The sequence below is a fragment of the Mesorhizobium sp. B2-8-3 genome, from assembly GCF_006440815.1.
Taxonomy (GTDB): Bacteria; Pseudomonadota; Alphaproteobacteria; order Rhizobiales; family Rhizobiaceae; genus Mesorhizobium.
Genome location: NZ_VFTW01000005.1, coordinates 153,416 through 174,842, shown reverse-complemented (window position 1 = coordinate 174,842; position 21,427 = coordinate 153,416). Strand labels below are relative to the sequence as shown.

Below are 21,427 nucleotides of genomic sequence, written 5' to 3'. Positions count from 1 at the left end.
TTTGGCCATGCTGGCGAGGGAAAGCGGCATCTCGGCGCGCTGTGGGCTTTACAGCGGTTTTGCACCCTCCTTACCATAGGCAAAAAACCAAAATCTGGAAACCAGCGGAAGGGAACATCATGACGATCGAACGCCTGGAAAACGGACAGCGCTTCTGCCGGGTGCTCCGCTATAACGGCACCGTCTATGTCGCGGGGCTGACCGCGGACGATCTTTCGGGCGACACCACCAGCCAGACCAAGCAGATCCTTGCCAAGATCGACGCGCTTCTCGCCAAGGCCGGCAGCGACAAGTCGAAGCTGCTCAGCGCGCAGATATGGCTCAGGGACATCGCCGACTTCGAGATGATGAACACGGCCTGGGACGCCTGGATCGACAGGAGCGCCATGCCGGTGCGCGCCACGGTGGAAGCGCGGCTTGCCGGCGACCAGTATCGCGTCGAGATCATGGTGACGGCGGCCGTCGGCTGAGCCGGCCGGCGAGGGTACGCCAATGCATGAGCTGGTGATCAAGGGCGGGCGCGTGGCGCTCGACGACGGCTGGGCCGAGTGCGACGTCGGTATCGACGATGGCCGCATCGCCTCCATCGGCAAGGGTCTTTCCGCCGAGAAGGCGATCGACGCCGGCGGCCGCTGGGTGATGCCCGGCGGCATCGACGCGCATTGCCATCTCGATCAGCCGGTCTGGGGTGGAGCCGGCAATGCCGACGATTTCTATTCCGGCACGATCTCCGCCGCATTTGGCGGCACGACCTGCATAGTTCCATTCGGCATGCCCGGGCAGGACATGACGACTGTCGGCGCCATGGACCGCGCGCTGCAGCGCGCGGCGGGACGCGCGGTGATCGACTACGGGCTGCATGCCGTGGTCACCATGGGCACCGGCGCGGATGTCGAGGCTCAGCTTGGCGCGCTCGCCCAGCGCGGCACTGCCTCGGTCAAGCTGTTCATGACCTATCAGGGTTTCGCCGTCGACGACGACCTCTTCTTCAAGGTTCTCGATACGGCAAGGCGGTTGGGCTGGATCGTCATGGTCCATGCCGAGAACGACGCCGCGATCCGGCGCACGCGCCAGCGGCTGATCGATCTCGGCCGCATCGATATCCGCTATCATGTCGTTGCCCATAGCGAGACGATGGAGCGCGAGGCGACGCATCGCGCGCTGGCCTTCGCCGAGATGACCGGCGCGCGCATGACCATCGTGCATGTCTCGTCCTGGCAGTCGGCCGAGGAGGTGGCGCGGGCAAAGATGCGCGGCGTCGACGCTATCGCCGAGACCTGCCCGCAATATCTCTTTCTCGGCGCGGCCGATCTCGATCGCCCGGCAATCGATGCGGCGCGCTTCGTCTTCTCGCCGCCGCCGCGGTCGCCGCGCAGCCATGAGCATCTGTGGCAAGAGCTGATCAATGGCGGCATCGACCTGTGGTCGTCCGATCATTCGCCATATTATTTCGCCGACAAGATCGGGCAGTCCGAGACACCCGGTTTCACCACGACACTGAGCGGCATTCCAGGCATCGAGACACGCCTGCCGCTGCTGTTTTCGGAAGGGCTGCTCACCGGCCGCCTGACGCTCGAGCGCTATCTCGACCTCACCTCGCGCAATGCAGCCTCGATCTACGGCTTCGCCGATCGCAAGGGTCGCATCGCCATCGGGCTCGACGCGGACCTGACGCTGTGGGATCCGACGGCGCGCTGGACGCTCGGGCACAGGGCGCTGCATTCGCGCGTCGACTTCACGCCCTACGAGGGCAGGGTTGTCACCGGCAAGCCAACCACCGTCCTGGTGCGCGGCGTGCCGGTGGTCGCCGACGGCAAGCTGCAGGCCGAACCGGGCTTCGGGCGCTTTGTGGCACGGACCGCCGCCGATCCGGCGCATCTCAGAAAACCAGTCGAGGATTGGACACCATGGCTCGATGCCTGACCATCGCCGTTTGCCAGACCGGACCGATCCAGCGCAGCGCCACGCGCGCCGAGACGGTCGGGCGCCTAGTGCATCTCCTGGAGAAGGCTGCTTCCGCCGGCGCCGAGATCGCGGTGTTTCCCGAAATGGCGCTCACCACTTTCTTCCCGCGCTGGCGCATCGACGACCAGGCCGAGATCGACGCCTTCTTCGAAGCCTCGATGCCGGGGCCGGAAACGCGGCGGCTCTATGATGCCGCCGCGCGCCTGAAGGTTGGCTTCGCGCTGGGCTATTGCGAGCTGGTGCAGGAAGAGGGCCGCACGCGCCATTTCAATACAATGGATCTGGTCGGGCCGGACGGCGCCTTCATCGGCCGCTACCGCAAGATGCATGTGCCGGGTTCGAGCGAGCCGGAGGCGGGCACGACCACGCATCTCGAACGACGCTATTTCGAGCCGGGCAATCTCGGCTTTCCGGTCTTCGACTATCGCGGCGTGCGTGTTGGGCTTGCCATCTGCAACGACCGCCGCTGGCCGGAAACCTATCGCATGCTCTGTCTCAACGGCGCCGAGGTGGCGTTGCTCGGCTACAACACGCCGCTTTTGCTCGACGAAGCGCCGGCTCTGGCGCATCTGAGAATGTTCCACAACCATCTGCCGATGCAGGCCGGAGCCTACCAGAACACGCTCTGGGTCGCCGCCGCGGCAAAGGCGGGTCTGGAAGACGGGCAGGCGCTGATCGGCGGCTCCTGCATCATCGCGCCGACCGGCGAGATCGCGGCACTGGCAATGTCGCTCGACGACGAAGTCATCGTCCATCGCGCCGATCTGGACCTGATCGAGACCTGCCGGAAAGTGAATTTCAACTTCGCGCTCTATCGCCGCCCCGATCAATACAAGCGCATCTCGGAACCGGTCTGAGACCGCGATGGGCCTCGTCGAAACAAGCCAACGCCAAGGCACACCGCCGCCCTCGACCGATCCGCTGACGCTCGGCGAGATCGTCGGAAACGGCCTTTGCATCGGCTGTGGCCTCTGCCGTTCGATCGCAGGTGCGGGCCACGTCGACATGGTGATGACGCCGGAGGGGCGCGAGCGGCCCGTGGCGTTGCAGGAATTGAACAAGTCGACACTGGCGAAGATCAACGCCATCTGCCCGGGAACGCGCATCGCCGGTCCGCCACCGGCGCAGATGAATGACGCCGCGTTGGCGGACACGGTCTGGGGATCGGTCGAACGGCTTGTGCTTGGCTCCGCTGGAAATCCCACAGTGCGGTATATTGGCTCCGGCGGCGGGGCGCTGACGGCGCTCGGACAGTTCCTGCTCAGTTCGGGACGGGTCAAGTTCGTGCTGCATGTCGCGGCCTCGCGTTCCATGCCGATGCGCACGGAACGCAAGCTGAGCTACGACGCCGCTTCCGTGCTCGAAGGCGCCGGCTCGCGCTATGGGCCGGCGGCGACGCTGGTGGATTTCAACGCCATTCTCGACCGCGGCGAGCCTTTCGCGCTGATCGCCAAGCCCTGCGACATCACCGCCGTGCGCAATCTGGCGCGGCTCGATCCGCGCGTCGACGAGCAGATGCGCTATGCGCTCGCCTTCGTCTGCGGCGGCGCCTCGGAGCTGACCAAGTCGGAACAGGTGCTGCAGCGTTTTGGCCTCGGCGAGGAGGAGCTTGCTCTGTTCCGCTACCGGGGCCATGGCAATCCCGGACTCAACCGCATCGAAACCAAAGACGGCCGCGCCTTCGAGATCAGCTACCGGCAGCTCTGGGAGGACGAGGACAAATGGATGATCCAGCCGCGCTGCAAGATCTGCCCCGACGCGATCGGCCAGGTGGCGGATATCGCGGTATCGGATTCCTGGCTGAATGGCGGACCGGCTGTCGAGGATGAGCCGCTCAACGGTGTCATCGTGCGCACCAAGCGCGGGCGGGAGCTGTTCGACGCGGCTGTCGAGGCCGGCGCGGTGCAGATCAAGCGGGAGAGCGGGATCGCCGAGATCAGCGAGTTGCAGTCGCATCAGGTGCGCAAACGCCGCGCGGTCTGGGCGCGGCTGAAGGGCATGGAGATCGCCGGCAAGCCGGTGCCTTTCGTCACCGGTCTCGCCTTGCGCGAATGCGCGTCACAGAATTCAGCGGCCGAGAATCTGGCCGAGGGACGTGGCGCCCGCGATCGAGCCCGGCGCGGCCGCCTGGGCGAGCCGCCTGCTGTGCAGCGCGAAACAGTTTCAAAGGATGGGCAACCATGAGCGAGCAGACCGAGGTGATCGTCATCGGCGGCGGCATGGCCGGCGCCGGTGCTGCCTATGAGATTTCGCGCACTTCGAAAGTCGTGCTGCTCGAGCGCGAGAGCCATTGCGGCTACCACACCACGGGACGTTCGGCCGCAAGCTTCACCGAGAACTACGGCAATGGCGTCATCCGCCGCATCGTGCTGGCAAGCCGGGCGTTTCTTACCGAGCCGCCGACAGGTTTTTGCGATTATCCGCTGCTCAGCAAGCGCGGCATGATCACCGTGGCGCGGGCCGACCAGCTCGACCTGCTGCGCGAGGATCTGGAGGCGGCGCAGGCGCTGGTGCCATCGATCGTGGCGATGACGCCGGCCGAAGCGATCGCGCGCGTGCCGGTGCTGCGCGAGGACTATCTCGCCGGCGCCTACATCGAACCGCATTCGATGGACATCGACGTCAACGGCCTGCACCAGGGGTTCTTGCGCGGCGCTCGGGCGCGCGGCGCCCGCATCGTCACCAAGGCCGGCGTGAGAGCCATCGGCAGGCAGGGCGGGCAATGGCGGGTCGAGACGGAAGCGGAAACATTCCTTGCGCCGTTGATCGTCAACGCGGCCGGCGCCTGGGGCGACGAGATCGCGGCGATGGCCGGAGTGCGTCCGGTCGGCCTGCAGCCGAAGCGCCGCACCGCCTTCAACATTCCGGCGCCGGCCGGTCTCGACATTAGCGACTGGCCGCTGGTCAACGATGTCGGCGCGGAGTTCTATTTCAAGCCGGATGCCGGGCAGCTCTTCGTCTCGCCGGCCGATGCGACAGCGTCGGCGCCGGTGGACGCCTTTGCCGAAGACATCGATGTGGCGATCGGCGCCGAGCGTCTCGAACGGGCGACGACGATCGAGGTGCAACGCGTGTCGCGCTCCTGGGCGGGTTTGAGAACGTTCGTCGCCGACGGCTCGCCGGTGGTCGGTCCGGACGACGAGTTGCCGGATTTCGTCTGGCTGGTCGGGCAGGGCGGCTACGGCATCAAGACCTCGCCGGCGCTGTCGCGCGTCTGCGCCAGCCTGATCGCCGACGGCGGCCTGCCGGACGATGTCGCGAGGCAAGGCGTTTCGCTTGCGGAACTCACGCCGCATCGGCTGCGCGGTGCTCAATCTCGGCTGGCCGCCTCATGAGCAACGCCGCATTGACGGCCGGCGGCCGGCTGGCCGGGCGTCTCCTGAAGACACTCGCGCAAGCCACCACCGATGCACCGGGAATCACGCGCGTCGCTTACGGACCGGGCGAGCGCTTCGCCCACGATTTCGTGCGCAACGAGGGGGAAAAACTCGGCGCCGTCGCGCGCGTCGATGCCGCCGGCAATCTCTATTTGACGCTGAAAGGCCGTGACCCTGACCTGTCGGCGATCGTCATCGGCTCGCATCTCGACAGCGTGGCGCATGGCGGCAATTTCGATGGCGCCGCCGGCGTCGTGGCAGGGCTCGCGGTAATGGCCGAACTGGTCGAGCAAAATATCCGCTTGGCGCGCGATCTCATCGTGCTGGCAGCTCGCGCCGAGGAAGCGGTCTGGTTTCCGCTCTCCTATCCCGGCAGCCAGGCGGCGCTTGGCCTGCTCGATCCGCAGGCGCTGGAAGCCAGGCGTTCGGATAGCGGCCGCACGCTGGCCGACCACATGCGCGAGGAAGGTTTCGACCCTGACGCCGTCCGACGCGGCGTGCCAGGCATCGATGCAGGCCGGATCGCTGCCTTCGTCGAGGTGCATATCGAGCAGGGACCGCGTCTGGTCGCCGCCGGAGCGCCGGTCGGCATCGTTACGGGGATCGCCGGCGGCTTCCGCTATGTCGACGCGAAATGCCTTGGCGCCTATGCCCATTCCGGCGCCGAGCCGCGCTTTGCCCGCCATGACAGCGTGCTCGGCTTTGCCGACCTGATTGCGGGCCTTGAGGCAGAGTGGGACGCGCTCGAACGCGATGGCCACGAGGCGACGATCACCTTTGGCCGCGTGCAGTCCGATCCGACACAGCATGGCGGCAGCCGGGTGCTGGGCGAGCTTGGCTTCACGCTCGATGTCCGCAGCGCCGAGCCGGCCGTTCTGGAGTGGGTCGAAAATCGGCTTCAGACCATTTTCGCCAAGGTGGGCGCCACGCGCGGCGTGACCTTCGAGCCCGGGCCGCGCTTCACCTGGGAACCGGCGACCATGTCGCCGGACCTGATCGGCAGGCTCGACCGTGCTGCCACCGAACTGCAAATGCGCGCGCCGCATGTGCCGAGCGGGGCGGGGCACGATGCGGCCACCTTCGCCGGCGCCGGCATTCCGACCGCGATGCTCTTCGTGCGCAACGAGAACGGCAGCCATAATCCGCATGAGAGCATGGAGATCGCCGACCTCGATCCGGCGATCCGGCTGCTCCTGCGTTTCGTCACCGATTTCGACAACTCACCGGACCAGCCATGAACCTCGCCAAGACTGCCTTGCTCGTCATCGACCTGCAGAATGAATACCGTCCCGGCGCGGCCTGGCCGGTCGTCGGCTACGACGCCGTGCTCACCAACGCTGCCGCCCTGATCGAGGCCGCCCGCAAGGCGGGCGTGCCCGTCATCCACGCCCAGGCCTGGGTGAAGCCGGAGGAACGCGACGGCTATGCCCGGCAGGAAGAGATACTCACCGAGGAATTCCGCTCTGCGGTCGCAGGCAGCGACGGCGCCGCGATCTGCGCCGAGGTAGCGGCGCAGCCGGGCGACATCGTCATCCACAAGCACTGGCCGAGCGCCTTTCGCCGCACCGAGCTTTCGCAGCGGCTCGCCGTGCTCGGCATCGAAAACCTCGTCGTCGCCGGCGTGCTGACCGACAGCTGCGTGACCGAAAGCGTGTTCGACGCGGTTTACCAAGGGTTCCGTGTATGGCTGGTCAAGGAAGCCTGCGGCAGCATGACGGAGGCGATGCACCGCACCGGCATGCTCGACATGGCGAACCGGCTCTATGGCGGCGGTATATTGCATCTGCCCGAAGCCCTGAAGGCGCTGGCCGGCCAGTCCTTCGATGGCTGGCGCTGCACGCGGCCGGTGGAGTTCGCCTACACGCTGGAGAGCGTCGATCGGATTTACGAGGCGCTGTGATCGGCGCCGCAGCCGCACGCGCCTCTGACGACCGTCTTTGAAGCCGAGGGCTTGAGAACCGCGCCCGGCAGCGCTCCGGTCGCCCTGCCGCCACGCCAGACCGATACGCCGTTGACGAAGACATGTTCGATGCCGGCGGCGGGTCGGCGCGGCTCCTCGAAAGTGGCGCTGTCGATGATCGTCTCGGGATCGAAGATGACGAGGTCGGCGAAATTGCCTTCCGCTAGGATGCCGCGCTCTTGGATGCCGAATTCACGCGCGGGCAGGCCGGTCATTCGGAATACGGCTTCCTCCAGGCTGAATAGCCCGATGTCACGCGCGTAGTGCCCGAGCACGCGTGGAAAGGTGCCCCACAGCCGCGGATGCGGATGGATGTCGTGCGGCAGGCCGTCGGAGCCGATCATGGTGCGCGGATGCGCGATGATGTTGCGGACGTCGTCCTCGTCGAGCTGGAAATAGACAGCACCGGCCGGCAGCAGACGCTCACCGGCCTCACGCTCGGTGCAGTTCCATTCCCGGGCTATGTCGGCGATCTCGCGCCTGGCCATCTCCGGATGCGGATCGGACCAGGTGACGAGGATCTTCAAGCCGGTGTCGCAGCGCTCCAGCCGGAGTACCGTCGAGCTCGCGGCGTATGGATAGACGTCCATGCCGATGTCCATCGTTTCGCGCGCCTTGTCGATCCTTTCCAGCGAGGGCCGGCTCTTGCCGAAATTGGCGCGGCCGGTGCACTGGTGGTGCGAGATGAACAGCTTGCCGCCAGCATGGTCGGCAATGTCGATCGCTTCCTCGATCGCCTCGTCCATCGTCTCGAAATAGTTGCGCGTATGAGTGACATAGGGACCGCCGAGGCCGGCCGCCGTGGCGGCTAAGGCCTTTACTTCGTCGGTCGATGAGTTGACGGCAGGCGGATAGTCGAGGCCGGTGCTGAGGCCGAAGGCGCCCTCGGCCATCGCCGCGGCGACCGCTTCCTGCATCGCCACCGTTTCCGCTTCATTGGCCGGCCGATCGGTCACCGGCATGCAACGCTGGCGTAAGGTCGTGTGGCCGACGAGCAGGGCGGCGTTGGTGGCGATGCCGCGCCGCTTCAGCTCCGCGACATAATCGGCGAAGCGGTCGAAACGGAAGTTCTCGCGGCCGCCGACCAGCGTGAAGGGTGGCGGCGGCGTCCTGTCGAGCAGCAGCGGTGCAAGGCTGACGCCGCAATTGCCGGCGATCACTGTGGTCACGCCCTGGCTGGTCTTCGGATCCATGCCGCGCGGTGCCAGCAGCGCGCCGTCGTCATGGGTGTGCACGTCGATGAAGCCAGGTGCGACCACCTTGCCCTTTGCATCGATTTCCTCGATGCCCTGCGCATCGTCCAGCCGGCCGATGGCGGCGATCCGGCCCATCGTGACGGCGATGTCTGCCTCGAAGCGGTCAGAACCGTCTCCGGAAATCAGCGTCGCGCGGCGGATGAGGAGATCATACGGCATTGGGCGGCTTTCCTAGCTTTCCGGGTTGGCGGCGATCTCCTCGCGGCGGCGCGCGACATAGGCGTCGAGCTCTTCGCGGATCGCGGGGTCCATGACCGGTTCCTCGTAGTCGTGCAGGGCCTGCTGCCAGAGCTCGGTCGCCCGCTCCAGCGCATCCTTGCCGCCCGCTTCTTCCCAGGCGCCATGGTTCTGCCAGTTGGACAGCATCGGCTGATAGAAGGCGGTGGTGTAGCGCGACATGGTGTGCTCGGCGCCGAAGAAATGGCCGCCGGCCGGCACCGACTTGATCGCCTCGAAGCCGAGATCGTCTTCCTGGAACGGCAGCGGCCGCAGGAACTCCATCATGTTCTGCAGGATCTCGACGTCGAGCACGAGCTTTTCGTAGGACGCCGTCAGCCCGCCCTCCAGCCAGCCGGCCGCGTGGTAGATCAAATTGGCGCCGCCGAGCACCGCGCCCCATGTGGCCATCTCGGTCTCGTAGGCGGCCTGCAGGTCGACCACGTTGGAGGCGTTCGCGTTGGAGGTGCGGTAGGGCAGGTTGTAGCGCCGCGCGAGTTGTCCGGCGATGATGTTGGCCTTGGCGTTCTCCGGCGTGCCGAAAGCCGGCGCGCCCGACTTCATGTCGACATTGGAGGTGAAGGCGCCGTACATCACCGGTGTGCCGGGATTGACGAGTTGCGTCAGCACGACGCCGAACAGCGCTTCGGCGTTCTGCTGGCAGAGTGCTGCGGCCAACGTCACCGGCGTCATCGCGCCCATCAGCGTGAAGGGCGTGACGGTCACCGGCTGGCCGTGCTCAGCCATGGCGATCAGGCCTTCGGCCATCGCGTCGTCGAACAGCCGAGGCGAGTTGATCGAGATAATCGTTGTCACGCCGGGCGAAGTCCGCATCTCCTCGACACTGATGCCGCGGGCGATCGCCATCATGTTGATGCCGTCCATTGCCCTGGCGCGGCCGATCGCGGTGCAGTGGAAGGAGAGGTCGCTGAGCGTCAGATTGGCGTGGTAAGTGTCGAGGTGACGCGCATTGGCCGGCAGTTCCATCGGCGCCACCACCTGGTTGCCGATGATGTGGATGGCGTTGAAGTGGTGCGCCAGCCGGATGAAGTTCTGGTAGTCGGGAAGATTGCCCTGGCGGCGGCCATTGATGCGGTCATGCACGTTGGGCGGGCCGGCGACCAGCCCGAAAACCAGCGAATTGCCGCCGAGATGGACCTGCTTTTCCGGGTTGCGGCTGGTCAGCGTGAAGGACGACGGCACGTTGCGCAGGGCCTCGGTCACCAGGCTTTCATCGATCCTGATGGTCCTTTCCTCGCGATCGACGATGGCGCCGGCAGCGGCGAACAGGTCCATCACCTTCTCGCTCATGACGCGGATGCCGAGCTCCGACAGGATGCGCATCGAGGTCTTGTGCAGCTGTTCCATGCGCTCTTCGTCGAGAAGCTGCATGAGCGGGTAGGGGTTTTTCACGCTCTGCCAAGGCAGTTGCGCGATGCCACCACCGCTGCGCCCGAGTTTCGATCGGCGACCGCCGCCACGCCTGTCCTGTGACATAAGTTTGTTCCCTTCCGGCTTCAGTACCCGCGTTCCGGATTGACCACGTTTTCCAGCGGCTGGCCTTTGCGGTAGCGCGCCAGATTGTCGGCGAACATGCGCACCGACTTGATGTCCCAGCCGTCATAGACCGCCGCGCAATGCGGCGTGACGGCGACGTTGTCGTAGGCCCAGAGAGCATGCCCGGCCGGCAGCGGCTCGGTGGCGAAGACATCGAGCGCCGCGCCCTTGATCCGCCCGCAGTCGAGCGCGCCGAGCAGTGCGGCTTCCTCGACGACGCCGCCGCGCGAAATGTCGATCAGCACGGCGGACGGCTTCATGGCGGCAAAGGCGGCCTCGCCAAGCAAGCCGCGCGTTGTGGGCAGCAATGGCACGCAGCAGACGATGAAATCGGCACGGCCAACCAATGCCAGCAGCGCATCGGGGCCATGCACCTCGTCGAGCGCGGGCATCGGCTTCGGCCGCGCGCGGATGCCGAGCGTGCGCATACCCATCGCCTGCGCGCGGCGCGCGACGGCCTCGCCGGTCTTGCCGAGACCGAGGATGAGGACGGTCTTGCCCTCGATCGGCTCGACGCGGCCGCCGCCCCATTGGCGGGCCTGCTGCCGGCCCTCGAAACCGCGAAGGTCGAGCGAGAAGGACAGCATTGCGCCGAGCGCATATTCGGCCAGCATGCCGGCCGCGACGCCGGCTGAATTCGTGACGGTCACGTGCGCAGGATCCCAACGCCCGAGATGGTCGGTGCCGGAGCCGCCGATCGACACCCATTTCACCGTCGGGCTCTCGACGAGCGCCTGGCGCGGATAGCGCGGCGTGCCGTCGAAACGGATCGAATAGACCACTTCCGCGGCGGTCCGCTCGATCAGCGCGGGAAGGCCGGCATAAGTGTCGCAGGCATGGATATCGAGGTCCGGATGCGTTTCGGCGAGCACGGCAAGCGCGCCGGCCGGCTTGTCGGTGTGCAAGATGACGGTTGGGCGCGCCGACATCGCGACCTCACTTGCGGCCGATATGGTCGGCGGCGCTGCCGAGGGCGGCAAGCAGCGCCTGGCCGTTTTCCAGCGTCGCATTCTCATGCGGCGCGCGCAGGTTCAGCCAGCGCCGGTCGCCGGACTTGACCGCAAGCACCGCCTTCATCGCCGGGATCAGCCCGGCATCCTGGATCACCTTCCGAAACGCCTTGATGGCGGCATCCGCTTCGGCGACGTCCTCGCCCATCCGGGCCGCGTCATAGAGGCGGCGGATGGCGGCGGCGTTCAGATTGACGGTCGCCGAAATACAGCCGGCCGCGCCGCTCGCCAGACCCTTGGTGAGCTGCGCCTCGGAACTCGGAAAGACCGAAATACCGGGCGCGGCGGCGATAACGGCGGCCGTGTTGTTCCAGTCGCCGGCGCTGTCCTTGTAGGCGACCACAGTGTCCGGAAAGGCCTTGCTCAGCCTTGCCGTCAGGGCCGGGCTGACCGGCACGCCCGAGTTCTGCGGGATGTGATAGAGGATCATGCGCATCGAAGGTTTTGCCACCTTCTCGATCAGCTCGCTGTAGTAGCGCGCCTGACCGTTGTCGCCGGCGCCGGTGTAGAAGAAGGATGGCAGCACCATGACCGCGGCGCAGCCGAGGCCAACGGCATGGGCCGATAATTCGACCGTTTCCGGCAGCGCGGTGACGCCGGTGCCGGGCATCAGCCGGTCCGGCGCGATGCCGGCCTCGACCAGCCATTCCAGCGCTTGCACGCGCTCACGCAGCGAAACCGAGAGCGCTTCGCCCGTCGTGCCGAAGGGCGACAGGAAATGCGCGCCCTGGCCGAGCACCCATTTGGCATGAGAAATCCAGAGATCGCGCGCGATGCGGCCATCGTCTTCGAACGGCGTCAGGATCGGGGCGATGGTTCCTTGCGGGCGGGTCATGAATGTCCTCTATGCTGGTCTGTGTGGCCGGCCATCGCCGCGACGGCGCGGGCGAAGTAGGCCGAGGCGGTGATGTCGAAGAGTATGTCGAAACCTGCCGGCGAACGAAACGTCACGGCCTCGATATGGCCGACGCGCGTCTGCGCGATATCGTCGGCGCCGAATTTTTCGGCCCTCAGGTCCAGCGCGCAAAGCCCGCTCATCGCTTCGGCAAGGCGAGGACCGGAAAGGCGCATCCACGCCCAGCCTTCCTCGCGCCATGAGGAGTAGCCTTTCGGCGCTGCCGCGACGTGCCAGGTGTTTTTGAAGTCGGCGACCGTCTCGCCGGCGTCCTCCGCGAGAAGCAGGATGTCCTCGTTGCCGAGGCGCAGGACCCGCATGCCGCGGTGGTCGCCGATGCGATTGACGGCCGGGAGCGGAATCCCTTGCGCGGCGAGCCAGGCGGCGCTGCCACCGCCTTTCAGGCCGAAGCGCGGCTTGTCTGTAAGATCGCTCAGCGCGGCCGCGCCGGAAATCAGCTTCGTGCCGTCGGCCGCGCCGCCGGGCATGAAGGGGTAGACGCGTGTCGCGGTGCCGGCGGCCATCTAGATCTCCTGCCGCGCGTTGGTCGGGTCGAAGAAGGTGTGAGCGACGACCGGGGCCTCGACCAGCTCGCCATTGCGGCACTTCACCGTCACGCGACTGCCTTCCGCCTGGTCGTCGACATGGACATAGGCGAGCGCGATATGGCGTCTGAGCGACGGCGAGTATCCGACCGATGTGATCTGGCCGACAGGGGCGCCGCCGCGCAGCACCAGGCAGCTCTCGCCGGGAATGTTGCGACTGCCGGCGGGGAATTGCAGGCCGACCAGCTTGCGGGTCTGCCCGAGCCTTGCGCGCATCTCGATGGAGCGCTTGCCGACGAAGAACGGTTTCTTCTTCGAGATCGCCCAGCCGAAGCCCAGCTCGTCGGGCGTGGTGATCGCATCCGTGTCCTGGCCGATCAGGATATGGCCTTTCTCCAGGCGCAATATGCGCGACGCTTCCAGTCCGTAGGGACGCAGGCCATGTGGTCTTCCCACCGCCGTCACCGCGTCCCAAAGGCTGGGCGCCAGGCTCGAAGGGCAATGCAATTCGTAGCTTAGCTCGCCCGTGAAGCCGATGCGCATGACCCGCACCGGGATGCCGCCGACGATGCCTTCGCGGCCGCTGAGATAGGGGAAGGCGCCGCGGCTGAAATCGATGTCGCTGTCCAGCGCCTCAAGCACCAGGCGCGCCTTGGGTCCGGTGACGTTGAGGCCTGAGAATGCGCCGGTGAGGTTGAGCACATCGACCTTCAGGCGCCACTCGGCGTTCCAGAAAAGCATGTCGGCATAGACGCGCGCGACGGCCCCGGTGGTCGCCGTCACATAGAACCGGTCCTCAGCCATCCGGTAGGCGACGCCGTCGTCGATCACCGAGCCCATCTCGTTGAGCATCAGGCAGTAGCGGACGCGGCCGGTGGGCTGGTTGGCATGCGCCATCGTGTAGAGGCGGTCGAGAAATTCACCGGCGTCCGGCCCACGGATCTCCAGCTTGCCGAGCGTCGAGACGTCGAGCAGGCCGACGCCTTCGCGCACGGCGAGTATTTCCTCGCGGACAGCTTCCTCGGCGCTGCTTGCAGCGCCGTAATAATAGGGCCGCCACCATGCGCCCACCGGCTTCATCGCGGCGTTCAGCGCGACATGCTTCGCATGCAGCGCCGTGCGGCGTTCCAGCACCTCGTGGTGGCCGGCGAGCACGCCGAGCGTTTCCGGCCCCACCGGAGGACGCGCCGTGGTGATGCCGATCTCGCCGACCGTCCGGGCGGTTGCCTCGGCGACGATCCGGGCGGTCGCCAGGGCCGAATGGCGACCCTGGCTCGGGCCCATGCCGACGGTGGTGAAGCGCTTGACCAGCTCGATCTCGCGATAGCCGTCCTTGGTCGCGTTCTGCAGATCCTTGACCTGGAGGTCCTCGTCGAAGTCGACGAAGTCGCGTCCCTTGGGATCGGCGGCGATCGGCTGCACATAGCGCGGCCGAACGCTCTTCGGCGTGACCGGAGGTTCTACCGCAACTCCATGGCCGATCCGCGAAAGCGCGGTTGCAGCTGCATGCCGGCCGCTGGCGATGGCGTCCTGCAACTCGTCCGTTCCGGCAACGGCGCCGGCGAGTTGGACGGGACCTTCCGGGAGCGTGATCGTCATCGTTTGCGTGCCGGCATCGTAGCCGACCTTGCCGCCGGCCTGACACGGCAATTGCCATGCCGGCGCCTGGCCGGTCGAAACAGCCAGCAGGTCGCAGGCGATCCAGCTTCCGCCGACACGGACGCGGGCAAGATGGCGGTTTCCGGCCATGCCTTCCGCCGCCTCGACGGTTGCGCCTTTCCGGATGGCGACACCCTTGCCGCGGAGTTCGGCCTCCAGCGGGCCGGCATCGCCGACCGGTCTCGGATCGACGAGCTCGACGACCGATACGCCTGCGTCCAGCAGATCGAGCGCCGTCCGGTAGCCGTCTTCATTCGCGGCCAGCACCACGGCGCTGTGACCGGGCCGCACGCCATAGTGCCGGATCAGCCGCTGGGCAGCGCCGCCGAGCATGATTCCCGGCAGGTCGTTGTTGCGGAAGATAGCCGGCTGCTCGATGGCGCCGGTCGCCAGGATCACCTCGCGGGCACGCGTGCGATGAAGCCGATTGCCCTCGATCAGCGGCAGCCAGTTGTCTTCGTACCAGCCATTGCAAACGGTACCGGTCAGCACCTTGAGATTGGGCAGCAGCTCTAACCGCGACGACAGGCCGGAGAGGGTGGCTGGATCGCAGCGGCCGCAGCTCAGCGAGCCGCCGACCTCGGGGTTCTCGTCACACAGCACCACATCGGCTCCTGCCTCTGCGGCGGCAATCGCGGCGCTCAGTCCCGCCGGGCCGGCGCCGACGACGAGAACATCGCAATGCAGGTGCGTCTTGTCGAAATGCCGATGCGGAGCCTTGGTGTCGACCACGCCCAGGCCTGCCTTGCGGCGGATGATCGGCTCCCAGAATTTCAGCCAGCTGTCGCGGCGCGGACCCATGAAGGCGCGGTAGTAGAAGCCGACCGGCAGGAAACGGCCGAACCTGTCGATCACAGCGTCGCGGTCGCGTTCGAGCGAGCCGTTGACGTTCTGAGCGCTGACCCGCAGCCCTTCGCTGATCGGCGTGCGCTCGGCGGCGGCGTTCGGCTCTGACGGCAGTTGCACCAGCGCGTTGGCGTCGGCTCCGGTCATCGACAGGATGCCGCGCGGGCGATGGTATTTGAACGAGCGCGACAGTACCCATTGACCGGAAGCGGCGAGCGCGCTGGCGATGCTGTCGCCTTCGTAGCCCTCGAAGGGCTTGCCCTCGAAGGTGAAGCGGATGCGGCGGCTTCGATCGATCCGGCTTCCGAAAGGGGCGGGCAGCCGGTTCATGCGCGGTCCCGCTGCTCGGAAGCGTCGAAGGTGCGGATGATCTCGTTGCTGACGAGATCGCGCTCGGCCAGGAAGAAATAGTTGCTCGGCACATGCCGCCACCACTCGACCACGATGCCTTTGCGGTTTTCGGCGCGGAACAGGTGCCGCGACCATTCCCTGTCTGCGGTGTCGTTCGGATCCGGCCTCGCGCGCACCGGTCCGAAGGACTGGAACTCGTCGATGTTGCGCGGGCCATTCATCGGGCAGGTCAAAAGCTTCATCGTCAATGGCTCGCCGCGGTCGCGCCCATTTCGTTGAGCAGCCTGAAGGTCTCGAACCGCTCCAATGCAAATGGTTTCAGGATGTCGGGCACGCGACCTTCGGCGATGGTTTGGGCCATCCGCTTTCCAGCGACCGGCGTCGCCTTGAAGCCCCATGTGCCCCAGCCGCAGTCGAGCCACAGATTGGCGAGCGGGCTCGCACCCATGATCGGGCTGTAGTCCGGCGTCATGTCGGTGATGCCGGCCCATTGCCTGAGCAGGCGCACGCCTTGCAGGAAAGGAAAGAGGTGGACGGCGCCTTCGGCGAGGTGCTCCTTCATGTCGAGTGTCGAGCGCGTCGAATAGAGCTGGTAGGGATCGGAGCCGCCGCCGATGACGACCTCGCCGCGCGACGACTGCACGAGATAGGTGTGCAGCGACACCGACGAGACCAGCGTGTTGAGCCAGGGTTTCAGGGGCTGGGTCACCATCGCCTGCAGCGGATAGCAGCGGATGGGAAGCTCGACGCCGGCCATCAGCGCCACGTCGTAGTTCATGCCGCCGGTGGCGATCAGCAGCTGGCCGCAGGCGATGCGGCCCCTGTTCGTCTTGACGGCCTGGACGCGATCGCCGACGACCTCGAAGCCCTGCACCTCGGTGCGTTGGTGGATCTCGACGCCGCGCCGCGACGCCTGGGCGGCGTAGCCCCAGGCGACGGCATCGTGGCGCGCCGTTCCGCCGTCGGCATGCCAGAGCCCGCCGAGGATTTCGAGCGGGCCGCCATAGTCCATATTCAGCAGCGGACAGAGCTCCTCGACGCCCTTCTGGTCGACGACCTCGGTACGCGTGCCCATGTGCTTGCCCATTTCGGCGCGCATGTGGAAACTGCGCATCGTCGCCTCGCTATGCGCTAGCGTGAGCTGGCCGCGCTGCGAGAACATGACGTTGAAGTCCAGTTCTTGCGACAGGCGCTCGAACAGCTCGACGCCCTCCTTGTAGAAGGCGATGCCTTCAGGCGTGATGTAGTTGGAGCGGATGGTGGTGGTGTTGCGCGCCGTGTTGCCGCCGGCGAGGTAGCCTTTCTCCAGCACCGCAACGCTCTTTATGCCGTGATATTTGGCAAGATGATGCGCGCAGGACAGTCCATGCCCGCCGCCGCCGATGATGACGACGTCGTAGGCCGGCTTCAGCTCGGGCGTGGCGGGGATGTCGCCGCTGACCGGATAGTCCCTGCTGAGACCGTATTTCAGAAGCCTGAGGGGCATTGCACGGCTCAGCTCAAAGTCTTGGGAGGATCGTAGAGCAGCGCCGAGAGATCGGAGAAGCGGCTGTCGCGGTCGTCGAGGGAGAGCACCGCGTCGCGGATCGCCGCGGCGCGGCCGGATCCGAGCACTGGTGCGGCGAACTCCATGTATTTGGCCTCGACGTCCTGCGCCGTCATCGGCGCCTCAGGGCCGCCGCGCGCATGCACGTCGCCCGACGCCAGCACGCGTCCGTCCGTGGTCGAGATGACGACGTCGGCCCAGCGACCTGCCGGGAAGCGGGCGCTGTGGCGCTCGGATTCGGTCACCGTGATGCGGGTGAGCATGTCGGCGACCGCGGCGTCCGCGAGCCCGGTGCCGGAAATATGCTCCAGTCCGATGCGCCCATGGATGATGAAGGTAGCGACGGCGAAGCGCAGGCTGTACTGCGCCTTCGAAGTCGTGTCCGGCATGCCGTCGAACAGCGTGGCCGCATAATGGAAGCTGTTGACTTGGACGCGGGCGATGTCGGACGGAGCGAGATTGTGCGCCAGGCAGAGCCCGCGCACCGCGTCGATTGCCGCATGCGCCCAGCGGCAGATCGGGTAGGGTTTTACATATTGGTGCAGCACCTGCCAGAAGACGCCGAGATCCTGCCAATGCGTCGCGACGTCAGGCGCCTCCACCGTGATCGCCGGCGCGCCGGTGAAGCCGCGCTCGGCAAGCACCGCCGCCGAAAGGCCGATGAGGGCGCCGGGACCGGAGCCGTCATGCAGCATCGTCGGCGTGGCGATCTCGCGCATCATCTGGCTGCGCGGGCCGTGATACTCGGCAATGCCGAGCGCCTCGCGCAATTGCGCTTCGTCGAGCCGCCGCAGGCGTGCCGCGACGGCGGCCACGCCCAAGGCATTCCACGCGCCCGAGGTGTGGTAGTCGCTCACCGTCGCATGCAAGGCGATGCCGGCCCGGCCGGCGACTTCGTAGCCGACGACCAGGGACGCCAGCGCCTCCGGCCCGGCAAGGTCGGGCCTCGCTTCCGCGAGCGCGGCAAGCGCCGGCACGACCGCGACGCCGATATGGCCCTTGGTCGGGCTGTAGCCGTCGTGGCCGTCGAGATTGTCGGTCTGCGTGGCGACGGCGTAGGCCGCGCCGGCAATGCTGGCGCGGCGTCCGTCGAACAGCATGCGGGCCGAATATTGCGGATCGCTTGAACCATAGAGCAGCACGGCGGCGTCGCGCGCGATCCGGCCCGCGTCCATCGGCCCGGCCGCGATGGCGATGCCGAGTGTGTCGAGCAGCAGGTAACGCGCCTGTGCCAGCACCGGTTGGGGAAAGACGGAAGCGGGGCGCCGCAGCACGAAATCGGCGAGGCGCGTGAACGTATCGGAACTGACGACAGGCCCCTCACGCCGGTATGACGGCACAGCCACGCGCTTATCTCCCCTGTCTCTCCACAACATCAATAAATTGGGTTCATCGCGCAAGCACGCGATTAGTTTGGCGGCTTTGACCAAAAATATTGATGCCATGTCGCTTGTCTGCGATTGAATGGCCGGTTGCCGATGCGATAGCTATGGCGCTTCTAGAGCAGGAGACCCGGATGAAGCCGCCGCCCCCCTTGAATTATATCCGCTCGTTCGAGAGCTCGGCCCGCCATTTGAGCTTCACCACGGCGGCCAAGGAACTGGGCTACACGCAAGCGGCGGTCAGCACGCATGTGCGTGCCCTTGAACATTATATCGGCCGGCAGCTGTTCATTCGCTATCCGCGCAGCCTGAAGCTGACCGAGATGGGGGAGGCGTTCCTGCCGACCTTGCGCCAGGCGCTCGACCAGATCGACCAGGCGACCGAGGCGATCGTCGCGTCCTCGCGCAACCGCACGGTGGTCGTTTCCTGCCCGATGAGCCTTGCCGAGAACTGGCTGGCCGGCTGCATGGCCGCCTTCCGCAAGAAGCACCCCGAGATCGAGATCGTGCTGCACGGCACGATCTGGGAAGACTTGAGCGAGCAGATCGCCGACATCACCATCTCAACGCGGCGCTTCGACGACAGGCCGCCTTCGGCAATCCCGCTCTGGAACGACGAACTGGTCCTGCTTTGCGCTCCCGCCGTGCTCGAGGGCGAGCATGCGCTGAAGACGCCGCAGGATATGCTCAAGGTGGACTGGATCTTCGTGCATGGCCGCCAGGAATATTGGCAGGTGGTGACCGATGCGCTCGGCGTCGACCTGGAAGACCACGACAAGGGCCTGTCGACCAATGCTTCCAACATCGCGCTCGAGCTTGCCGCCATGGGGGCCGGCCTCGTCGCCACGCAGCGCTCGCTCGCGCATGCCTATATGCGCCGAGGGCTGCTCGTCGAGCCGTTTCCGGTCCGGCCGCCAAGCCCCTGGAATTACTATCTGACCGAGAGCCAGCTTTCCAAGGGAAACATCGCGCGCACGGTCAAGGAATGGATACTGTCCAGGGCCAGGGAAGACGCTGCCTGAACGCGGCAGCGTCATCGCCTTCAAAAATTTGACGGGCCAATGGCATTGTTTTTTTAGGCCTTTAAGGCCGGCTTTCTGCGGTTTGGGAAAGGCCGAGCCCTTCCGGGATTTTTGCATCGCCCCTAACATGCGTATCCGCAAGGGGAATGTAACGGGCGGAAAAGCCCTGAACCGGAGAACAACGATGACAATGTTCAAGAGCAACGGTGACCGCGTCCCGACGGTCATCGAAAGCTACGCAGCCGAAGTCAAAAGCGGCCGGATGGACCGCCGCGAATTCCTGGCCATGGCGAGCGTGATGGGCGCTTCCACGGCGCTCGCCTACTCGATGGCGGGGATCGAGCCGGCCAAGGCCGCCGCGATCGTGCCCGGCAAGAAGGGCGGCATCCTGAAGATGCAGATGATCATCAAGGATATGAAGGATCCGCGCGCCTGGGACTGGTCGGAAATCGCCAATGTCATGCGCCAGTGCAACGACTACATGATCCGCTACACCACCGATTTCACCTTCGAGGGCCATCTGGTCGAAAGTTGGGAGGTGAGCGACGACGCCACCGAATACACGCTGCATCTGCGCAAGGGCGTGAAATGGTCGAATGGCGACGACTTCAACGCCGACGACATCGTCCATAATATCGAACGCTGGTGCGACAAGGCGGCCGAGGGCAATTCGATGGCCGGCCGCATGGGCTCGCTGATCGATCCCGCCACCAAGAAGGCGGCCGCCGGCGCCATCACCAAGCTCGACGACCATACGGTGAAGCTGAAATGCAACCAGTCGGACGTCACCATCATCCCGGGCTTTTCCGATTATCCGGCGGTCATCGTCCATCGCGACTTCGACAAGAACGGCGCCGATATGCTCAAGACGCCCGGCACCGGCCCGTATGAACTGATCTCCTACAAGGTCGGCGAGTCGGCTTCGGTGCGGCGGCGCAAGGACTTCACCTGGTTCGGCGGCGAGCCCTATCTCGATGGCGTCGACTGGACCGACTACGGCTCGGATGCATCCAACCCCGCCATCGGCAGCGCCTTCGAGGCCGGCGAGATCGATTGCAACTACCAGACCGTCGGCGGCACCGTCGACCTCTATGACAGCATGGGCCTGGTCAAGGAGCAGGTGGTCACCGCCGGCACGATCGTGCTGCGCACCAACGTGACCAACAAGCCCTACGACGACAAAAGGGTGCGCAACGCCATCCAGCTCGCCGTCGATAACGAGACCGTGCTCAAGCTCGGCTATAGCGGCCTCGGGCAGGTTGCCGAGAACCACCATGTCTGCCCGATCCATCCGGAGTATTACGCGCTGCCGAAAGTCCCGCGCGACCTCGCCAAGGCAAAGGCGCTGATGGCCGAGGCCGGCCAGACAGACCACGAGTTCGAGCTCATTTCCTATGACGCCGACTATGTGAAAGATCCGGCCGACGTCGTCGCCGCGCAGATGCGCGACGCCGGATTCAAGGTCAAGCGCACCATCATTCCAGGCTCCTCGTTCTGGAACGACTGGACGAAATATCCGTGGTCGACCACCGACTGGGGCATGCGGCCGCTGGGCGTGCAGGTGCTGGCGATCGCCTATCGCAGCGGCGAGGCCTGGAACGAGTCCGGCTACGCCAATCCGGACTTCGACAAGAAGCTCAACGAGGCGATGGCCATCGCCGACCCGGCCAAGCGCAAGGAACTGATGAAGGACGTCGAGTTCATCCTGCAGGACTCAGGCATCCTCGTCCAGGCGTTCTGGCGCTCGCTCTACCGTCACCACGCCGCTTATGTGAAGAACCTTGGCATGCATCAGACGTTTGAACTGCAGCTGGACAAGGTCTGGCTGGACAAGGCCTGA

The 21,427-nt window shown here is 66.0% G+C and carries 18 protein-coding genes; 9 read left to right on the top strand and 9 right to left on the bottom strand.

Annotated elements, in window-relative coordinates; genetic code table 11:
- Positions 1-119: 119 nt before the first annotated feature.
- The 7 genes from FJ418_RS10735 to FJ418_RS10705 are packed head-to-tail and all read left to right on the top strand — an operon-like array spanning position 120 to position 7,242.
- Positions 120-470, top strand: coding sequence for a RidA family protein (locus FJ418_RS10735; protein WP_041007422.1), 351 nt, complete (start codon positions 120-122; stop codon positions 468-470).
- Between the two features lie 22 nt (positions 471-492).
- On the top strand, positions 493-1,923 hold the full coding sequence (gene hydA, locus FJ418_RS10730) for a dihydropyrimidinase (RefSeq protein WP_140865350.1): 1,431 nt from the start codon (positions 493-495) through the stop codon (positions 1,921-1,923).
- Positions 1,908-2,822, top strand: coding sequence for a nitrilase-related carbon-nitrogen hydrolase (locus FJ418_RS10725; protein WP_140865348.1), 915 nt, complete (start codon positions 1,908-1,910; stop codon positions 2,820-2,822). The genes hydA and FJ418_RS10725 overlap by 16 nt, the downstream gene beginning before the upstream one ends.
- A 7-nt stretch (positions 2,823-2,829) precedes the next feature.
- A complete protein-coding gene (locus FJ418_RS10720) occupies positions 2,830-4,149 on the top strand; it encodes a Coenzyme F420 hydrogenase/dehydrogenase, beta subunit C-terminal domain (protein WP_140865346.1) in 1,320 nt (439 codons plus the stop codon).
- Positions 4,146-5,300, top strand: a complete 1,155-nt coding sequence (locus tag FJ418_RS10715) for an FAD-binding oxidoreductase (RefSeq protein ID WP_140865344.1) — start codon at positions 4,146-4,148, stop codon at positions 5,298-5,300. The genes FJ418_RS10720 and FJ418_RS10715 overlap by 4 nt, the downstream gene beginning before the upstream one ends.
- Positions 5,297-6,580: a Zn-dependent hydrolase gene (locus tag FJ418_RS10710; RefSeq protein ID WP_140865342.1), complete on the top strand. Its 1,284-nt coding sequence runs from the start codon at positions 5,297-5,299 to the stop codon at positions 6,578-6,580. The genes FJ418_RS10715 and FJ418_RS10710 overlap by 4 nt, the downstream gene beginning before the upstream one ends.
- Positions 6,577-7,242: an isochorismatase family cysteine hydrolase gene (locus FJ418_RS10705; protein WP_140865340.1), complete on the top strand. Its 666-nt coding sequence runs from the start codon at positions 6,577-6,579 to the stop codon at positions 7,240-7,242. Before FJ418_RS10710 ends, FJ418_RS10705 begins: the two co-directional genes overlap by 4 nt.
- Here FJ418_RS10705 and FJ418_RS10700 read toward each other — a convergent pair.
- From FJ418_RS10700 to FJ418_RS10660, 9 genes are read right to left on the bottom strand one after another with little or no spacing between them, the layout of a single operon-like run.
- Complete coding sequence (locus FJ418_RS10700) at positions 7,227-8,717, bottom strand: D-aminoacylase (RefSeq protein ID WP_140865338.1); 1,491 nt, start codon at positions 8,715-8,717, stop codon at positions 7,227-7,229. The two genes, FJ418_RS10705 and FJ418_RS10700, sit on opposite strands and share 16 nt — an antisense overlap.
- Positions 8,718-8,729: 12 nt before the next feature.
- Positions 8,730-10,271, bottom strand: a complete 1,542-nt coding sequence (locus FJ418_RS10695) for a trimethylamine methyltransferase family protein (RefSeq protein ID WP_140865336.1) — start codon at positions 10,269-10,271, stop codon at positions 8,730-8,732.
- A 20-nt stretch (positions 10,272-10,291) separates the two neighbouring features.
- Complete coding sequence (locus FJ418_RS10690; RefSeq protein ID WP_140865334.1) at positions 10,292-11,260, bottom strand: D-2-hydroxyacid dehydrogenase; 969 nt, start codon at positions 11,258-11,260, stop codon at positions 10,292-10,294.
- Positions 11,261-11,267: 7 nt separating this feature from the next.
- Positions 11,268-12,176 carry a dihydrodipicolinate synthase family protein gene (locus FJ418_RS10685; protein ID WP_140865332.1) on the bottom strand — a complete coding sequence of 303 codons (909 nt, stop codon included), beginning with the start codon at positions 12,174-12,176 and terminating at the stop codon, positions 11,268-11,270.
- The gene (locus FJ418_RS10680) at positions 12,173-12,760 is read right to left on the bottom strand and encodes a sarcosine oxidase (protein WP_140865330.1); all 588 of its coding nucleotides are present in this window, start codon (positions 12,758-12,760) and stop codon (positions 12,173-12,175) included. Before FJ418_RS10680 ends, FJ418_RS10685 begins: the two co-directional genes overlap by 4 nt.
- Positions 12,761-15,616 (bottom strand): 2Fe-2S iron-sulfur cluster-binding protein, encoded by a 2,856-nt coding sequence (locus FJ418_RS10675; RefSeq protein WP_140865328.1) that lies wholly within the window; start codon positions 15,614-15,616, stop codon positions 12,761-12,763.
- Complete coding sequence (locus FJ418_RS10670) at positions 15,613-15,879, bottom strand: sarcosine oxidase subunit delta (protein ID WP_140652550.1); 267 nt, start codon at positions 15,877-15,879, stop codon at positions 15,613-15,615. Before FJ418_RS10670 ends, FJ418_RS10675 begins: the two co-directional genes overlap by 4 nt.
- 2 nt (positions 15,880-15,881) lie before the next feature.
- Complete coding sequence (locus tag FJ418_RS10665) at positions 15,882-17,123, bottom strand: FAD-dependent oxidoreductase (protein ID WP_140865326.1); 1,242 nt, start codon at positions 17,121-17,123, stop codon at positions 15,882-15,884.
- Between the two features lie 8 nt (positions 17,124-17,131).
- On the bottom strand, positions 17,132-18,529 hold the full coding sequence (locus FJ418_RS10660; protein WP_246683007.1) for an MmgE/PrpD family protein: 1,398 nt from the start codon (positions 18,527-18,529) through the stop codon (positions 17,132-17,134).
- A 170-nt stretch (positions 18,530-18,699) separates the two neighbouring features.
- On the opposite strand from FJ418_RS10660, the gene FJ418_RS10655 reads away from it, so the two are divergent.
- Entirely contained in the window at positions 18,700-19,587 is an 888-nt protein-coding gene (locus FJ418_RS10655) for a LysR substrate-binding domain-containing protein (protein ID WP_140652546.1), read from the top strand.
- Between the two features lie 184 nt (positions 19,588-19,771).
- A complete protein-coding gene (locus FJ418_RS10650) occupies positions 19,772-21,427 on the top strand; it encodes an ABC transporter substrate-binding protein (protein WP_140865324.1) in 1,656 nt (551 codons plus the stop codon).